The 17893-nt window shown below is 48.2% G+C and carries 16 protein-coding genes and 1 pseudogene; 12 read left to right on the top strand and 5 right to left on the bottom strand.

Annotation, left to right across the window (positions count from 1 at the left end; translation table 11 throughout):
- Nucleotides 1–2: 2 nt before the first annotated feature.
- The 4 genes and pseudogenes from hyfE to EE116_RS04075 all read right to left on the bottom strand — a co-directional run bounded on the left by hyfE (nucleotide 3) and on the right by EE116_RS04075 (nucleotide 4307).
- On the bottom strand, nucleotides 3–647 hold the full coding sequence (gene hyfE / locus EE116_RS04090) for a hydrogenase 4 membrane subunit (protein WP_206159260.1): 645 nt from the start codon (nucleotides 645–647) through the stop codon (nucleotides 3–5).
- A gap of 13 nt (nucleotides 648–660) precedes the next feature.
- On the bottom strand, nucleotides 661–1590 hold the full coding sequence (locus EE116_RS04085; protein ID WP_122873350.1) for a respiratory chain complex I subunit 1 family protein: 930 nt from the start codon (nucleotides 1588–1590) through the stop codon (nucleotides 661–663).
- A gap of 10 nt (nucleotides 1591–1600) precedes the next feature.
- Nucleotides 1601–3567, bottom strand: a pseudogene (locus EE116_RS04080) (proton-conducting transporter transmembrane domain-containing protein).
- Complete coding sequence (locus EE116_RS04075) at nucleotides 3561–4307, bottom strand: 4Fe-4S dicluster domain-containing protein (protein WP_122873349.1); 747 nt, start codon at nucleotides 4305–4307, stop codon at nucleotides 3561–3563. The pseudogene EE116_RS04080 and the gene EE116_RS04075 overlap by 7 nt, the downstream one beginning before the upstream one ends.
- Nucleotides 4308–4660: 353 nt before the next feature.
- Between EE116_RS04075 and EE116_RS04070 the strand changes: the two genes are divergently transcribed.
- Nucleotides 4661–5080 carry a hypothetical protein gene (locus EE116_RS04070; protein WP_241091626.1) on the top strand — a complete coding sequence of 140 codons (420 nt, stop codon included), beginning with the start codon at nucleotides 4661–4663 and terminating at the stop codon, nucleotides 5078–5080.
- Between the two features lie 214 nt (nucleotides 5081–5294).
- Nucleotides 5295–7160 carry a tRNA uridine-5-carboxymethylaminomethyl(34) synthesis enzyme MnmG gene (mnmG, locus tag EE116_RS04065; RefSeq protein WP_122873347.1) on the top strand — a complete coding sequence of 622 codons (1866 nt, stop codon included), beginning with the start codon at nucleotides 5295–5297 and terminating at the stop codon, nucleotides 7158–7160.
- Nucleotides 7161–7257: 97 nt separating this feature from the next.
- Here mnmG and EE116_RS04060 read toward each other — a convergent pair whose 3' ends face one another.
- Nucleotides 7258–7638 (bottom strand): VOC family protein, encoded by a 381-nt coding sequence (locus EE116_RS04060; protein WP_122873346.1) that lies wholly within the window; start codon nucleotides 7636–7638, stop codon nucleotides 7258–7260.
- A 341-nt stretch (nucleotides 7639–7979) separates the two neighbouring features.
- Between EE116_RS04060 and petA the strand changes: the two genes are divergently transcribed.
- The 10 genes from petA to EE116_RS04010 all read left to right on the top strand — a co-directional run bounded on the left by petA (nucleotide 7980) and on the right by EE116_RS04010 (nucleotide 17860).
- Nucleotides 7980–8483 carry a ubiquinol-cytochrome c reductase iron-sulfur subunit gene (gene petA, locus EE116_RS04055; RefSeq protein WP_122873345.1) on the top strand — a complete coding sequence of 168 codons (504 nt, stop codon included), beginning with the start codon at nucleotides 7980–7982 and terminating at the stop codon, nucleotides 8481–8483.
- Between the two features lie 10 nt (nucleotides 8484–8493).
- Nucleotides 8494–9756, top strand: a complete 1263-nt coding sequence (locus EE116_RS04050; RefSeq protein ID WP_122873344.1) for a cytochrome b — start codon at nucleotides 8494–8496, stop codon at nucleotides 9754–9756.
- Nucleotides 9753–10781, top strand: coding sequence for a c-type cytochrome (locus tag EE116_RS04045; RefSeq protein WP_122873343.1), 1029 nt, complete (start codon nucleotides 9753–9755; stop codon nucleotides 10779–10781). Before EE116_RS04050 ends, EE116_RS04045 begins: the two co-directional genes overlap by 4 nt.
- A gap of 466 nt (nucleotides 10782–11247) precedes the next feature.
- Complete coding sequence (locus tag EE116_RS04040; RefSeq protein WP_122873342.1) at nucleotides 11248–12717, top strand: hypothetical protein; 1470 nt, start codon at nucleotides 11248–11250, stop codon at nucleotides 12715–12717.
- A 93-nt stretch (nucleotides 12718–12810) separates the two neighbouring features.
- Entirely contained in the window at nucleotides 12811–14301 is a 1491-nt protein-coding gene (locus EE116_RS04035) for a hypothetical protein (protein WP_122873341.1), read from the top strand.
- A gap of 432 nt (nucleotides 14302–14733) precedes the next feature.
- The gene (locus tag EE116_RS04030; protein ID WP_122873340.1) at nucleotides 14734–15096 is read left to right on the top strand and encodes a BadF/BadG/BcrA/BcrD ATPase family protein; all 363 of its coding nucleotides are present in this window, start codon (nucleotides 14734–14736) and stop codon (nucleotides 15094–15096) included.
- The gene (locus EE116_RS04025; protein ID WP_241091625.1) at nucleotides 15096–15332 is read left to right on the top strand and encodes a 2-hydroxyacyl-CoA dehydratase family protein; all 237 of its coding nucleotides are present in this window, start codon (nucleotides 15096–15098) and stop codon (nucleotides 15330–15332) included. The genes EE116_RS04030 and EE116_RS04025 overlap by 1 nt, the downstream gene beginning before the upstream one ends.
- Before the next feature lie 71 nt (nucleotides 15333–15403).
- Nucleotides 15404–16264, top strand: a complete 861-nt coding sequence (locus EE116_RS04020; protein WP_122873339.1) for a substrate-binding domain-containing protein — start codon at nucleotides 15404–15406, stop codon at nucleotides 16262–16264.
- A complete protein-coding gene (locus EE116_RS04015) occupies nucleotides 16257–17033 on the top strand; it encodes a 4Fe-4S binding protein (protein ID WP_122873338.1) in 777 nt (258 codons plus the stop codon). The genes EE116_RS04020 and EE116_RS04015 overlap by 8 nt, the downstream gene beginning before the upstream one ends.
- A complete protein-coding gene (locus tag EE116_RS04010; RefSeq protein ID WP_122873337.1) occupies nucleotides 17033–17860 on the top strand; it encodes a radical SAM protein in 828 nt (275 codons plus the stop codon). Before EE116_RS04015 ends, EE116_RS04010 begins: the two co-directional genes overlap by 1 nt.
- Nucleotides 17861–17893 lie beyond the last annotated feature (33 nt).

The raw sequence follows: 17893 nt of genomic DNA, 5'->3' as shown, positions 1-17893 counted from the left end.
CTCTATCCCCTTAAATTCGTAGCCTTAGACGTATCAAGGCTGCCGTATGCTTTATAAAATCTAATCGCAAGAACGCTCATGATGATAACGGCGAAAATCGCGTCCGTTAAGATACCAAGCTCGACAAGCTCGTTTGAGTTGTAAGCCATGAGCGCTAGGCTTAGATGTATGCCGTTTTCAAAAAGGCAATAGGCTAAAATTTGCTTGATAAACGAGTTTCTAAGCATAAAGCCGAAAACCCCCATCATAAACACGCAAACCGCGGCTAGCAACATTATTTTCTCTTGAATTAGCGAAAATTTAAGGAATATCGGGTTGATACTCATCGCTATGGCTAGAGAAAATCCCATCGCTATAACCGGGCTTACGAAAAAGCCGCCCACAGGCTCGTCTTCGCTAACGACGTTAAGCTTTTTAATCAACCAAAGCAGGATCGCCGGTACGAATAAAACCTTCGTAAAAAACGCCACTACCGCCCACATGGATAGCTGCGAAGCGTTAAATTTAGACGCCAACATAGCAAATATACCGACTAAAAGTAATGTCTCGATCGCGTAAACGATGACGGATAGCTTTAGGTTGCGTAACCCAAATACCGCCAAAGACGTTACTATCATGCCGATAGCTAATGCGTCTAACATAGTCATATCTGCATTCATCTCACACCCCCACGACGTAAAGCGTCAAAGCCACGAAAGATATGGCCAGAGCGGCTACCGCGTTTTTACGCAAGGACGAAGTCATCCTAAACCTCGGTCCGAAGTTATCTATAAACACGGCTGCTACGTAAAACACTCCCGCCTTTAAAACGAAAATTATAACGGCTAGGAAAGGATTGCTAAAATTCCACGGCTCGAAAATCGCGAGGAAAAGTCCTATCATCGCAAATTGTTTTAAAATAAGCGCCGCTTGAACTAAGCCAAGATCGCTACCTGCATATTCGCCTAGTAAGCCTTCTTGCAACTCTTGCTCGGCTTCTGCTAGGTCAAAAGGCTTTCTGCCGGTTTCAACGTATATGCACCACAAAAACGCGATCGAAGCAACCGCAAAGCTTGGGATCTGATATCCGATTTGGCCACTTTTTACCATTGATTGTATCTCGACCAAATTTGACGTTCCGGCCGCTAGCATAACGACGATTAGGCACATTATCATGACCGGCTCGACATAAACGGCTAGCATTTGTTCGCGTCCGCCGCCGGTAGCCGCAAACGGGTTACCGCTATCTAAAGATGCGGCGCCAAATACGAATCTCAAAAGCGCGCCAAGGTAAAGAATCACGAAAATATCGGAGTAAGCTCCGAAAATCGTGCTCTTGCTATAAGTAATAGGAATAGCCGCTAGTATCGCCGCCGAAGTGGCAAATAGAAAAAACGGCGCCCACCTAAATACCCAGTGAGAGCACTCAGGCACGGTTCTACCGCGTCTAAATAGCTTTATGATGTCGCGATACGTCTGGAAAAAATCGCTGCCTTGTTTTGATTGTAGTTTGGCTCTTAGTTTCCTGGCCATACCGTCAAATAGCGGCGCGACTAAGACGATGACGACGACTTGAAATATCATTAAAAATATAGTCTGTAAAATTTCCATCTCACGCCCCCTATATCAAAAAGTAGCTAACCGCTAGTATCGCGCAAAGATACACAAGGATATATAGCGCGTAAACGTTGGTATAGCCGCTTTGCATTATGCCTATTTTGTCGGCTATTTTCTTGCTCCACTCGATCACAGGCTCGTAAAATAGCCCCCACCAGATATCCTTTGGATGGTTGTGGTATTCGACCGGGTTAAAATAGCCCTTGGTTACGACTTTTCTCTCGCCTTTAAACAGCCAGTTCATTATGCGTCTTAGATCGCCGGTGAAAGGACCGCCCGTCATTTGCATGCGAGAGCTGTATTTAAATCCGCAAGCCCAAGGATCGGTCTCGCGAGGTTTCTCGCGGTTTGCTTTCATGAAAGCTAAAATCGCAAAAGGCAAAACCATAGTAGAACATAAGATGATGGCTATAAGCGGAGTTGAGACGATACTGCCTAAATTTGATGTCAAATTTATACCGTGGCTAGCTACGTAACCGCCTGCACCGCCTATCGAATTTACAGCCGTCATTATATAGCCGACGACGACGTTCGCTCCGACGCCAAAGCCTATACAGCCGATCATTAGCACGATCATGCCAAGCACCATAAATATCGGGCTTTCTTTTGCGTTTTCCCAAATTTTCTTATCTCTTGGAGTTCCCGCAAAGATTACTGCATAAAGCTTAAGGTGCATGCCGACTAGTACGCCAGTAAGAGCTAGCGCAACGACTGAAAGAGTAAAGGCGTATCTAGTGAAAATGCCCTGCTCTAGCGCGCCTTGAAGCATACCTTGGTATGTAAACCACTCTGATACGAAGCCGTTAACCGGAGGAAGCGCTGCGATACCCATGATACCGATAAACATACCAACAGACGTCCAAGGCATCTTTTTAGCTAGGCCGCCTAGCACGTCCATATCGCGGGTGTGCGTAGCATGCAAGACCGAACCAGCGCAAAGGAATAGTAGTCCTTTAAATATCGCGTGGTTAACTACGTGGTAGCATCCTGCTAGAAATCCGATCACGGCAAGAGTGTTATTTCCCGCAGCTAGGCCGTACAAACCGGTACCAAGACCAAGCAAGATGATGCCGATATTTTCAACTGAGTGATAGGCAAGAAGCGCTTTGTAGTCATGCTGACAAAGAGCGTAAAGAACGCCAAACAGTGAGCTAGCAGCACCCAGGATCAAAACCGCTAGACCAAAATATATGCTTAGCGGCAAGAAAAGCGTAAATTTGACTAGAGTAAATAGCGCAACCTTGATCATAACGCCGCTCATTAGAGCAGAGACGTTTGAGGGAGCGGCCGGGTGAGCCATCGGTAGCCATACGTGGAAAGGCCACATACCCGCCTTGCTGCCAAAACCGACCAAAAATAGTATAAACACGACGACGCTAACCGCAGCAGGCATATTTAAGCGAGCAAAATCGCTAAACTCCATGCTGCCCGCATAGTGAGCCATTATTAGTAGTCCGCAAGTGATACAAAATGCGCCGACTTGAGCGATGCCAAGATACACCATCACCGCTTTTAACGTGCCTTTGCCGTCGTTTACGAGGATGAGGAAAGACGAAATAAGCGTCATAAGCTCCCACAAAACGACGAAACAAAATACGTTATTTGCGCTGATGACTAGAAGCATCGAAAGGATGAAAAGGTTAAACAAACAGGCAAAAACGCCTACGCTTGCTTTTTTATGTATTCCTCCGCGTAGCTCATACCGTAGACGCTGCTGGCAAAGCCGATAAAGACGACTACGAAGCTAAAGAAATTTCCAAGCGGAGTTAGCTCAAATTTAGGCGCATACAAAAAATCGCCGCCAAGAGCGAAGCCCTGTATCGTCCCCATATGCGCCACAAAGTAGCAAAGCGCGTAAAAACAGCTGATCGCGCTTAGTCCAAAGCCGATTTTTACGGCTGATTTTTGAGCGCCGTAGAGCAGGATGCTAACGGCAGCGCTAACTAAGAAAAGTAGATACACGCCTACCATCTCGCACCCCCTTTTGCGCCGCTATTTTCGTCGTTCATAGCGCGCGAATTTGACGCCGATTGCTCTCTTGCCTGCTCGCTAGGAGTTTTGTCAAGCTCCTTGATGACGATGACGTCGCCCTCGCCGTCCACGTCCTGAGCGCCGATATCGGCTAAAACGTGAGGCTCTTTTAAATTTCCGCTTCCGCGTAAAATTTTATCGACGAAAGCCTGAGCGGCCTCGCGCTCGATCCTGTTGCCGAGTTTATGCTCGCTATGTAGCGGATCGACCATGATGATAGCGCTGGTCGGACAAACCTCGACGCATGCAGGGCCGTTTTCGCGCCCGAAGCACATATCACATTTGATCGCGGTATTTTTCGCGCCCGCCTGGCTCTCGATCTCGAGGTAGTACTTAGGCTCTACCGCGTAGTTGACGGACGGCATGAGCTCGGCGCTCGAGCTTATCGCGCCGTAAGGGCAAGCGATCGTGCAGAGTTTGCAGCCTATACAAATCTCTTCGTGAAGCTCGATGCAGTTATCGTCAAACCTGAGTGCCCCAGTAGGACATACGTTCGCGCAAGGACCGTCATCGCACTGGCGACACTGCGTCGGCATGACGCCTTTTGCTTGACGTAGCACTGTTAGTCTAGCTTTTGAAAGCTTACCGCGCTCATAAGCGCTACGAAAACAGGCCGCCATGCAAGTAGCGCAACCGATACAACGTTTGTAATCGGCGATCACAAATTTATGTTGTTTCATAAATTCTCCTTTCTACTTGTTTTACGATTCTTGATTTCTCTTAAATCTTGAGCTAATTGTATTACTTTTAGAAATTTATTTCCGTCATTTGGCTGACGAATTTTGTATTTTTTAGATTAATTTTTATGAATTATTTATTTTTAAGCTTACCTTTAAATTTGCGGTAAAATAGGCACCCTTTTAAACTTATACGAATATAAAAATATTACGCATAGACCATCTAATACGCTAAAAAGAGTGTTTTAGTCCTAAAATGCCTCAGAAAGCTTAAGCCAAAATTTAATCTTGTCGTTTCAAATTTGACGGAATACTTTTTGCTAGAACTCACCGTTAGTAATATAAAAAGGATAAAAATGCAGATCAAAAACAGCGCTTCAAACGAGACTTTAAAGACCTTAGCAAACCGCGTAGCTCAAGGTCAAAAAGGCGATAAATTTTTAGCCAGCTCTACGCTCGCGGCGGCAAATTTGACGGATTTTGCCCAGATGCTGGATAAATTTAACGAAAAAGCAAATTTAAACGACGCGGCGGGTAAATTTGACGCGGATAAATTTCACGGCGACGAGGCCGGCTCGTTTTTGAACAATTTAGCTCGCGACAAAAACGAAGCGCAAATCTATGCCAAACTAGAACGCGAAGCCAAAGAAGCCGCAAAAATGTTTAAGAAATTTGATTTTATGCAGATGATGACGAAGCTAGAGATGGGCAGCCTAAAAAATGGCGAACGAGCGGAAATCTTTGCCAAAATGAACAAAATCGCGAGGGAAATTTGACTTTAATGCGGGGCAAATTTGCTCCCACTCTCTCAAAAAATACTCTGCAAAGATTGCTACAAATAAATTTAAGCCAAATCGCCAAACTACGCGCACCGGCTCAAAAAAACGTCAAATTTAAGATAATTTTCCTCGCCGTCTTTTCTTAAATTTTTGTATATTTTATCTGTTTTTTGATAAAATCGCGAATTCTAAGGATAAGGAAAATTTGAATATGAACTATGATATTATCGTCGTCGGAGGCGGTCACGCGGGCATCGAAGCCAGCCTCGCCGCCGCAAAAATGGGCAAAAAAACGCTACTAATCACCATCCTAGCCGAGCAAATCGGCGCAGCCAGCTGCAACCCCGCAATAGGGGGCCTAGCAAAAGGCCACCTCGTAAAAGAGATCGACGCTCTGGGCGGACAGATGGGGCTAACGACCGATGCCGTGGGCATACAGTTTCGCGTGCTAAACGAGAGCAAGGGCCCTGCCGTGCGAGGCAGCCGCGCTCAGATCGATATGGACCGCTACCGCGTCTATATGCGAAATTTACTGCTAAATACGCCAAATCTTGAAATCAGCCAAGAGATCGCAACGCAAATTTTAAGCCAAAACGACGAAATCACGGGCGTGAAAACCCACCTAGGCAACGAGTATAAAACCAGCAAACTCATCATCACGACGGGTACGTTTTTAAACGGGCTAATTCACGTCGGATTTAACAAACTAGAAGCCGGCCGCGTGGGCGAACTAAGCGCTAAAAATCTAAGCGATAGCCTGCGCGAACTAGGTCTAGAGGTCGGTAGGCTAAAAACCGGCACATGCCCGCGCGTGGACGCTAAAAGTATCGACTTTAGCGTGCTTGAGATCCAGGGCGGTGACGAGAACCCGAGTCCGTTTAGCTTCCGCACGAGAGACTTCGCGCCTACGCAGCTACCGTGCTACATCGCCTACACGAACGAGACCACGCACGACATCATCCGCTCAAATTTCGACAAAGCGCCGCTATTTACGGGCCAGATAGAGGGCGTGGGTCCGCGCTACTGCCCGAGCATCGAGGATAAGATAAATAGATTCGGCGACCGCGACAGGCATCATCTTTTCGTCGAGCCGCAGACGCTAGAGGCCACGGAGTACTATATCAACGGCTTTTCTACGAGCTTGCCGTACGAAGTGCAGGTTGCGATGCTGCGCTCGGTCAAGGGCTTCGAAAACGCGCGCATAGTGCGCCACGGCTACGCGATCGAGTACGACTACGTCCAGCCGACCGAGCTAAAACACACTCTAGAGACCAAAAAGGCGCGCGGACTCTATCTCGCAGGCCAAATAAACGGCACCACGGGCTACGAGGAAGCTGGCGCGCAGGGGCTAATGGCGGGCATAAACGCAGCGCTTGCGCTTGATGGCAAAGAGTCGTTCGTCCTGCGCCGCGACGAGGCCTATATCGGCGTTCTCATCGACGATCTAGTGACTAAAGGCACGAAGGAGCCATACCGTATGTTTACCTCCCGCGCCGAGTATAGGCTGCTACTGCGCGAGGATAACGCCGTGCTGCGGCTAGGCAGATACGGCCGCGAGCTTGGCTTGCTAGACGAAGCGACGTTTGAAAAGATCGAAGCCATAAGGTCAAATTTGACTCGCGGGCTAGAGCTGCTAAACGGCACCGAGATCACGCCGACGAAGCGAAATTTAGAGCTTTTAGCTAGTCTTGACGAGGAGATAATCAGCCAAAATTTGACCCTGCAAAAAATCGTCGCTAGAAAGAGCTTCACGGGCGAAAAGCTGCGCAAGCTAGATCCGTTTTTTGAGGCGCTCGACGAAGCAAGCTTGGAGCAAATTTTAACCGAAGCCAAATACCAGCACTACATCGCCGAGCAAAAAAAGCAGATCGACCGTATGAAAGATATGATGAGCGTGAGAATCCCCGAGGGCTTTAGCTTCCGCGGTATCAGCGGACTTAGCAACGAAGTGGTCGAAAAGCTCGAGAGATTCGCCCCGCCGACGCTCTTTGCGGCTAGCGAGATCAGCGGCGTGACGCCTGCTGCGATAGACATCTTACATATTTATATAAAGATGAATGCGAGAGAGTCGCAGTAAATCGCGATAAAATGCTATTTAATAAGGATGGGTGTTAAATTTGAGCTTAAATTTAACGCTTCACTTCTTTGGCGTTAAATTTCCAAATCCGTCAAATTTAATCGTATCTGCTAATCTCTATCAAATTTCCGTCCGGGTCGCGCACATAGATTGAGCTTATCGCTCCAAGCGCGCCGGTTCGCGGAAGTATACCCTGCTCCACCTCGACGCCCGCAGCCTCTAGTTCCTCTAAAACTAGCTCAAGCGGCGTATCGGTAAGCAAGCAAATATCGACCGTTCCAACGTTTGCGTTTAGAGCGTTTGGCAAAATCTCCTCGCCTTTTACGTGCAAATTTATCTTTTGCGAGCCAAATGCCAAATCCTTGCGTCCGTTTGCGAAATCAACCTCGCGCATACCCAGCACGCGCACGTAAAAATCAAGAGTCCGTTGCAAATCAGCAACCGTTAAAACGATGTGATCTATCGAAGCGATACGCATAAATTCTCCTTTAAATCAAATTTTACCAAACATTTTCCCGCTAAAAACGTCAAATTTGACGGCGTAAATTTAAAATCGCTCGGCGTCAAATTTTGCGGTGCTGGTAAAACGCGCAAACTAAAATATAATTTAAATTTACGTCTGTTTATAGGCCGTCAAATTTAACTGACTAAACCAAATTTACATTCAAATTTTACCTCCGAAAGCCTTAAAAATACGAGATAGTAAATGATTATTTAAAAATAATTTAAACATTTAAACTATTTGCCGAAAAAATGAAAGTTTAATTTTCATAAGAGTATAATCTCAATTATTCTTAAAAAATCGTTGAAAGGAAAGTAATGTCCGTAAAACAAGAAAGACGAGATTTTATCGGTCTAGCGTTTGGCGCGGTAGCCGCAGTCGGCGGCGCAGCGACTCTCGTAGCCGTTAAAAAGACCTGGGACCCGCTTCCTAGCGTAAAGGCGGCCGGATTTACGACTGTAGATCTTAGCCCAATGAAAGAGGGCGAGATGCGCCAAATCGAGTGGCGTAAAAAGCCGATATTCGTTCTAAAAAAGGATGCTTCGATGGCACCTAACGACAAGCGCGATATCGTAGTAGAGGGCGCTAGATATATGGTCGCGATCGGGCTTTGTACGCATCTTGGCTGTATTCCCGAGTGGAAACCCGGCAAACAAGTTTTCGTTTGCGCCTGTCACGGAGGCGAATTTGACGCAGACGGCGTAAATACCTTCGGCCCTCCTCCTCGACCGCTAGACATACCGCCGTTTAAGATAGACGGCACAAAACTCGTTCTGGGCGAAACTAGCCCCGAATACGAAAAACTAGCGGCTCAAGCGTAAGGAGGGGAAAATGCACATCAGAAAATCAACGGGCGTTTTAGACTGGCTAGATCAGAGGATCGCCTTAAACAAGCTAATAAAAGTACTCGTCAGCGAATACTGGATACCGAAAAATATAAATTTCCTCTGGGCAATGGGCGTTATACTAACGACGCTTTTTGCTTTGCTTATTTTTACCGGATTTATGCTAGTTATGTACTACAAACCGGACATAAATTTAGCCTTTGACAGCGTAAATTTGACCATAATGAAAGAGGTCGAGTACGGCTGGCTATGGCGCCACATACATGCAGTTGCGGCTTCGGTCGTGTTTTTGATCATCTACATACACACCTTTACGGCGATCTACTACGGCTCTTATAAAAAAGGTCGCGAGATGATTTGGGTGAGCGGTATGTTGCTCTTCATCCTGTTTTCAGCCGAGGCTTTTAGCGGATATATGCTACCTTGGGGTCAGATGAGCTACTGGGCGGCGATGGTTATCACGAATTTGTTCGGCGGCATCCCGGTTATCGGGGACGCGGTAGTCGAGTGGATCAGAGGCGACTACGCCGTTAGCGATCCGACTTTGACGAGATTTTTCATGCTTCACGTATGCTTGCTACCGATCGTGCTGATCGCAGTCGTCGCAATACACTTTTATACCCTTCGCGTCCCGCACGTAAATAACGAAACGGGCGAAGAGATAGACTTTGATATCGAGGCTGAAAAATATCTAAGCGGCGATAAGAAAAATGCTAAAGTTATTCCGTTTTGGCCGGGATTTTTGGCAAAAGACTTTATGTACATCGGCTTTTTTATGATTTTCTTTTTCTATTTAGTCTGTTTCCATTTCAACTTTGCGATGGATCCGATAAATTTCGAGCCGGGCAACGCCCTAAAAACCCCTCCGCACATCTATCCTGAGTGGTATTTCTTGTGGCAGTATGAGATTTTACGCGGATTTTTCTTCGACATTTTCGGCTTTAAAGCTTACAACATCGGCCTTATCGCGTTTGCGATCGCGGGCGTAGCTCTATTTTTCATGCCGCTTTACGATAGAAGCGACGTCGTAGCTCCGGCTCACGAGAGAAAGGGCTTTTTCGTATGGTTCTGGCTGCTAGTGGTCGATATGATCGTGCTTACGATCTTCGGTAAGCTACCTGCCGACGGCGTGACGCTTGGTATTTCAAACTCATGGATAGGATTTTACTCGACCATTACGTTTTTCGTTCTGCTTTTTGTCGTTTTACCTATCATAACGACTCTTGAGAAAAAAGGAGTGGTAAAATGAGAGAGTTAAAAATTTTCATAATCGTAGTTATTTTAACCGGCGTAACATACTGGGGTATCGAGCCTTACGCGCATAACGTCATGCATCCGCACGTCGGTGCGGCCGATTACGACTTTGGCACCGAGGATATAAATCAAGCCAAATCCGTAGTGGAAGCTAGACAAAAAGCCCTCGATGCGACAAAAGCTCTAAATGACGAGAAAAAAGTCGCCGGAGCACAAAAAGATCTCGAAGAGGCACAAAAATCTCTCGAAGACTACACTGCGTTTTGGAACGATATAAAGGCTATAAATTTAGCCAAAGGCGACGCGACTAAAGGCGCAGAAACCTTTGCAAATGCTGGCTGCGCAGGCTGTCACGGAGTTGAGGCTGCGGGTATGCCTACAGCTATGAGTGCTGCTGAACTTAGCGAAGCGTACGGTGTAGTGCCGCCTGATCTTAGTAGCGCTGGGGCGATATACGACGAGCATTTCTTGGCCGCCCTTATCAAAGATCCGACCAAGGCGCTAAAACTAACGCATAAATTTAACGACGAAACCCCATATCCGATGCCTGCCTTTTTCGGAGCCGGCGGAGAGGATCCAAACGCCGAGATAGCTGATATGATCGCATATCTAAAGTCTATCGCGCCTAAAGAAATCAGCGACGAGAAGGTATTTCTCGATGCGTGTCAGAGATGCCACGATATGAAATACGAAAACAAATACGTTCTAACTAACCGCGTAAATTTGGCCGCCTATATGGGCTCAAACCCTCCTGATTTGTCGATGATGATCCGCTCAAAAGGCGATGATTATCTACATAAATTTATAAACGACACGCAAAAAATGCTACCGGGCACCTCGATGCCTCGCGTAGGGCTAAATAAAGCCAGCGAGGACAAAGTCGTAGCCTATATGGCAAAAGCGGGCGACGCCAAAAAAGCCGAGCGCGAAAGCCTAGGCATAAATGCGATGATCTACTTCTTGATTTTCGGTATATTTGGATGGCTTTGGAAACGCAAAGTCTGGTCTGACCTACACTAAAATTTGAGCCCGACTTCGGGCTCAAATTCCTCTTTAAATTTACTCCTTAATTTCTAAAATTTATCTGCCGATTTAGAAGCCGTCGTAAAATTTACTCAGCACTCGCGACGCCTTGTCTAGGCTCAAATTTGACCGCAAACAAATGCCAATTTCATGTGTCTATAGTTTAAATTTGGATACGTTTTTAGTGCAATAAAAACTATAAATATACATTTTACAGCATTTTTAAGAACGTGTTACTAATCCTGCTTTTTCGCCATGAACGAAGCAATACGGCAAGATCATTTGGATTTTCTTGGCGGCGGTGAGCTAAGTAGCGTGATTTATAGACGCATTTTTAAGCTAGAGCTCAACTTGCTTTAGTTTTTTCATAATTTTTCTTGATTTAGGTCGTCTTTAAATTTATTTCCCGGTGTTAAAATCGGCTATCAATTTTGATTTACAAATTTTCAAAAAAAGGGTAAATATGAACGGTCTCAAATTTACAGTCAAGCTTTTTGCGATCATCGCGGCGCTTTGCCTCGGGTTAAATTTAAGCGCCGGCGAGCTGGAGGGCAGGTGGAGCATCGTCTCGGCAAACATAGACGGGCAGGAGGTGCAAACAGCGGGACAAAAGTGCTTTGAGGATTCGTTTTTCGAGATTAGCGGCCGCGAGGCAAAGCTAGGCCTTAGCTCCGTAGGCGAGGACGGAGCGTGCAAAAGCGGCGAGGCAAGCTACGCCTTTAAAAACATGGGTGCGGACAAATACGCGCTGGGTCCTATCGGCGAGTTTTGGTTAGATAAAGACGCGCTAAAGGTAAAACAGTCCTTAGACGGCGGCAAATTTATCGTTTTTTCTTTCAAAAAAGACGCGGCCGCAAACAAAGCTTTGGCAACATCAGCCGGCTCAAATTTAGGCGTGGACGAGCTAGAGGGCAGATGGGAGATCGACTCGGTCGCAGCACAAGGGCAGACGTTTAAAACAGCAGGCCAAAAGTGCTTTGAGGATTCGTTTTTCCAGATCTCGGGCGGCAAAGCCATAGTCAGTATCGTAGCGGCAAATCCGGACGGCACATGCAAGACGGGCGCAGGAGAAAGCGGCTACAAAAGCCTTGGCGGCGGCAGATACGCGCTAGATAACGATGCGGGCGAATTTAGGCTGAAAAACGGCTCGCTCGAATACGAACAAAGCGCGGGCGGCGTCGTGTTTACCTTTAAAAAAAGCCGCGCAGCGCAGGCTAGCTCAAATCAGGCGCAAGCCAAATCAAGCTCAAATTTAGAGCCCCAAAAAGACCCTAGCGTCAAGCATAGCGACGCAAAAGCCACCAAAAAAGGCACGGGCGTGTTTGCGGGCAAGTGGTTCTTCATAAACACCAATACCGACATATCCTTTTATCTGCGCGACGACGGCACTTACACGAGCCGTTTAGAAAAGCCCGACTGGCGCACGCGCATCGACGGCACATATAAAAAAGACGGCAAAAAAATCGTACAAACCGCCAACGACGGCGAGCAAAGCACATATAGCTGCGAGGATGCGGATTGCACGTTTTTGTGGAGCGACGGCGGATACCATCTCTTTAACGCTCAAATCTTAAATGAGGTGCCAAAGGGCAGCTACTCATTCACCGCCGTTGGCTCCATGTCCGTTTACAACGCCTCGGGCGGCACAGATATCGTTGGCGGAGGCGCGAGCGGGTACTATGACTTCGACGGCAAAGGCCGCTTCAAGGACGGCAGTTGGGCCTACTCCTCCGCCGCCATGAGCAATGTGGGCGGCGGCGGAACAAGATCTAGCAGTAGCGCGGGCTCATATACGCTAGATGCGGGCGAGCTCACGCTCAGATACGACGACGGGCGGACGCAGCGACATAGCTTTTTTTATATCCCGCCTACTAGCGAAGGCAAGGCAGGCGGAGCGGTCATCGACGGCGTGATACATTTTCTGGACGAATAGCAACCCATCGGCGTAAAACCAGGGCAAATTTGAGAACAAAAAGCCGAAGGCAAAACCGCCGCAGACGGCTTAAAAATTTACGAAAGGAAAAATATGGCTAAATTTAAATTTTTTGCAATCCTCGCAGCGCTTTGCCTCGGGTTAAATTTAAGCGCTAGCGAGCTGGACGGCAGATGGAGCATCGTCTCAGTTACGGCGCAGGGACAGACGTTTAAAACGGCCGGACAAAAGTGCCTCGAAGACTCTTTTATCGAGGCTAGCGGCGATAGCGCGCGCCTAAGCCTAAGTAGCGCGGGCGACAGCTCATGCGAAAAAGCCGAACAAAACTTCGCTCTAAAAAGCCTAGGCGGCGGCAGATACTCGCTTGGCGGCGGCGAGCTACGGCTAAATAACGGCTCGCTCGAGTACAAACAAGGCACGGACAGCGGCGAGATCGTATTTACCTTTAAAAAAGACGAGGTAAATTTAGCCAGCATCGTAGACGGCGCTCTAAATCAAACAAGCCCCGGCGGGTCAAATTTAAGCGAGATCGAGGGCAGATGGGAGCTAGTCTCGCTAAAGGCGCAGGGGCAGAGCTTTAAAGTCGCGGGGCAAAAGTGCTTCGGCGACTCGTTTTTTGAGATCAGCGGCGATGAAGCGACGGTAGGCATCGTGGGCGCAAATCCAGACGGTTCGTGCAACAATAGCGCGGGCAAAAGCGGCTACGAAAGTTTAGGCGGCGGCAAATACGCGCTTAGCGCTAAAGGGCTGGGCGAGTTTTGGCTAAAAGACGGCATGCTCGAATACAAACAAGTCGCGGACGGGCAAGAGGTCTTGTTTGTCTTTAAAAAAAGCGCGAGTAGCACGCAAGTAAAAGCAAGCAAATCAAGCTCAAATTCGGGCGAGTCCGCAAAACCCGCAAAGGACTCTAGCGTCAAACATAGTAGCGCCGGAGCGAGTAAAAAAGGCTCGGGGGTATTTGGCGGTACGAAATTTAACATGCTTTTAAACACGAGCGAGGATTATTCCTTTTACCTACGCGACGACGGCACCTACGCTAGCCGCCTAGAAAAGTCCGACTGGCGCACGCGCATCGACGGTACGTATAAGGTCAAAGACGGCATCCTAACGATAACTAGCAACGACGACTACGACACGAGCTACTACTGCGAGAACGACGACTGCACCTTTTTGTGGAACTCAATCGGCACGGGGTATTATATGTTTCAGGCGCAAATTTCAAGCCAAATGCCAAAAGAGTGCTTCTCATTTCGCAAGGACAGCTCGTCGTCCCTGTACGGCTGGTCGGGCGGCAGCGATACTGTAAGCGTAGGTGTTAGCGGATACTACTGCTTTGACGGCAAAGGGCGCTTTAGCTCGGGCGGATCGTCGTATGCTACGGCAACCTCGGGTACCGCCGGCGGGGGTATAGGCGGGGGCAGCTCGAAATCACGTAGCGACGAGGGCTCATACACGCTCGATCAAGGCGAGCTAACGCTCAAATACGACGACGGCACGGTCGTTCGCCACAGCTTTTTCTACACTCTGCCGCGCAGTAAAGATAACAAAACTATGGCGATCATCGACGGCGAGGTTTATCGGTAGGCTGGCTCTTTTTAGTCGGTAGGTTTTTAGCGTTTTAGCCCGTTTTTGATCGGGCTAAACTTACATGCTGCGCCAACCAAATTTGACAGCCTGCTCTCGCCTCTCACGACCATCTAATTTGCTTGCCGCTTAACTCAAAACCCATCTTCAAATTTAACGCCGTACGTTAAAATTCCGTCGTCAAATTTGTCATCATTCGCCGTATCTAAAATCTCAAATTTGACGCGCAAAATAATATTTTTTAATTTGCCCTCGCTTTTTACGCCCGATTTTGGCTATAATTTCAACCAAAGCAGATCGCGGTCGCGATTTACGTTTGCATAAATTTATCTTCATTACGGTTTCTGCAAATTTACACAAACCTGAGCCTAAATTTTGCGCTCAAATTTAACAAAGTTCTGCGTGTCGGAAAGATTTACTACGGATCAAAGTATGCATTTTATCGGTATCGACACCAGCGGGGCGTCGTCAAAGGCCGCCGTTATGGACGAGCGCGGCAAATTTTGCGAGCTGTTTTTGCTGCCAAGCGGCTTTAGCGCGGTTAGCGTCGCGCGGCAGATCAAGCAAAATTTAGAGCAAAAAGGCTACGCTGAGGGCTTCGTGACGGCTACGGACTACGGACGCGTTAGCGTAGAGTACGCGCGGCTTAGCATGAGCGAAATTTTATGCCACGGACTTGGGGCGCACTTTTTGTTTGAGCAAGACTGCACCGTAGAGGGCGTGGGCGGGCAAGACATGAAGGCGATCTGGTCACAAATATCGCCGAGCGCTACCTTAAAATCCCCTGTTCGGTGATGTATCAAAACGACGCACGCTCGGATATTATCAAGGAATTTATCCGCGAGTATCAAGCAGACGGCGTCATCGACGTCGTGCTAAGCGGCTGCCACACCTACGCGATCGAGACGAATAAAATAAAGGAGGCGAGCCGCGAAGCGGGAGCGAACTATATGAGTTTGGAGACCGACTACTCCAAGCAGGACGTGGGACAAATTCGCACGCGCCTAGAGGCGTTTATAGAACTGCTTTAAGCTGGTCGCTTGAAATTTTAAAATGAAGAATTTTCTAAATTTAAAAACAAACCAAAGAAAGGAGAGGTTGTATGAAATTTAAGGAGATAGACGAATCTCGTCGCGGCTTTTTAAAAGGAGCTTTAGCGGCAGCCGCCATCGCCGGACCGGAAACGATGCTCGCCGGCTTCACGCCGTTTAAGCCTGATTCGCTGCAGGTTTGGTCGTACGGAGGACTGTCCGAAGCATTTAACGAGCTAAACGCCATTTATGAGTCAAGGACGGGACATAATATCCAGTACACCGGCGCCTTTGCGGGTGCGCTCGGAAAGTCGCTGCTAGCCTTGCAAGGCAAGACGGAGGTTTTCGGCGCTCGCGTTTTGGAGCTGTCTCAAAAACTGCGTAAGGCTGGCCTTAGCCTCCGCTTTAGACCGCTATGTTTTACCGACTACGTTTTAGTAGTGCCAAAGGGCAATCCCGCGGGCATTCGCGATCTGAAGGATCTAGCAGAGCCCGGCGTGCGGGCGATGCTGCCGCTAAGGGCATCGCCTCCGGGTAGCGGACCGGTAAAGGGAATTTTGAAAAATTCAGGTCTCACGGGGCCCGTTATGAAAAATATGGTCGCCAACGGCTCATGTGTCATCCAGATGATGTGTGATCTGGTAGAGGGCAAGGGTGATGCGTCCATAATCGAAAAGCGCCTAACGACGCACGATAGGTTTAAAGACAAGATCGAATATATGCCTATCGACGAGAAACTCATCCCGCCCGGGCCGCTTACCTTTACGCTAAATATCATGAAGTACGTAAAGGACGAGAAGCTGGCCGACGACTTCGCGGACTTCGTTTGCTCCGTGGAGGGGCAGGAAATTTTCGAGCGACACGGCTTTACCTCCATCCATTCGGCGCGCGGGCTTGAACTCATAGAAAGGTTTGGTGTAAAAGATGTTTAGTATCGTAAATATGGCAAAGATGAAAAAAGTCTCTAGGCTAACTAAAATTCGTCGCTTGGTGCAGCTAATTTTTATCGGCGCGATCGGACAATGGGCATATTACGGGATTTTTAGATGCCCATTTATCGTGCCTTTCGTAAACTGCCAATCCTGCCCGATCGTCACCTGCTGGGGGCGGATCGCGACCGTGTTTTTCGGCTTTTGGCTATTTATCCCCGTGCTGGTTATTTTCCTCGGGCGCGCCTTTTGTGGCTGGCTTTGCCCGGGCGGATTCGTCAATCAAATGCTGGGCAAATTTGCCGCTTTTAAGCTCAAGCTAAAAAATAACAGGAAGCTACGATATGCGCAAATAGGCATGGTTCTAGCCGTTTTGCTTAGCGCGGGCGTATATTTTATCTACGGCAACCCTCGCGTTATGATCCCTATCCGCACCAGCGACGAGTACCTAAACGCCGTTATCATGTCTTTTAAATTTTCCGACTGGTACTGGGCGGTTCGCACTGCCGTCGTCGTAGCCCTCATCGCCGCGTCCTTGATCGTCGCAAATTTATGGTGCCGCTTCGCCTGTCCTAGCGGCGGCATAATGGAGCTGCTGCGTAAAATTTCAATATTTCGCGTTTATAAAACGGATGCCTGCGATAACTGCAACGCCTGTTTGCGCAAATGCGAAATGGGCACGAGGCCGGACGAGATGAACTGCACGAACTGCGGCGATTGTATGGATGTTTGCCACGCGGACGCCATCAAATTCGGAAGGAAAAAAGATTGATGAATTTTTTCGCCAAACCCTCCTTCGACAACCACCCGTGCTTTAGCAAAAAAGCGTCCGCCGCCTACGGGCGCGTGCACCTTCCCGTAGCGCCGAATTGCAATATCCAATGCAATTTTTGCAACCGCATCTACGACTGCGCCAACGAAAATCGCCCCGGCGTAACAGGGAGAGTGCAAAGCCCGGACGAGGCCGCGCTATACGCGGAAAATCTATTTAAATTTAGACAGGATATCTCAGTCATCGGTATCGCAGGACCCGGAGACCCCATGTGCGATGCCGATAAAACCCTAGCGACTTTTAAAAAATGCAAAGCCCGCTTCCCTCACGCCCTACTTTGCCTATCCACAAACGGCCTATCTTTGCCCGAGCATGTGGATGATATCGTGCGAATCGGCGTGAGCCACGTAACGGTGACCGTTAATGCCGTAACGCCCGAAGTGGGCGGCAAAATTTATGCGTGGGTGCGCTACAAAAACAAAATTTATCACGGCGAAGAGGGTGCTAGAATTCTTGGGGAGCGCCAAGAGGAGGGAATCCGCAAACTAAAAGAAGCCCGTATGATCGTTAAGATCAATACGGTCGTAATCCCTGGCATAAATATGAATCACGTCCCGCAAATCGCGCAAAAAGCTAAGGAGTGGCAGGCCGATATCATGAACTGTATGGCGATGATCCCCGTGCATGATACGCCTTTTGCGAATATCAAATCGCCCTCAAACGAAGAAATTCGCAGCATGCGAAAGCTAATCGGCGGCTCTATTCGTCAAATGACTCACTGCAGCAGGTGCCGCGCCGACGCATGCGGCAAGCTTTGCGAAGGTTAAGGGCTTTGGGTTGGGCGGGTTTTGTCGGCTTTT

Source organism: Campylobacter showae (genome assembly GCF_900573985.1).
Lineage (GTDB): Bacteria > Campylobacterota > Campylobacteria > Campylobacterales > Campylobacteraceae > Campylobacter_A > Campylobacter_A showae_E.
The sequence above is the reverse complement of the archived record's forward strand: the minus strand, read 5'-3'. Positions and strand labels throughout refer to the sequence as shown.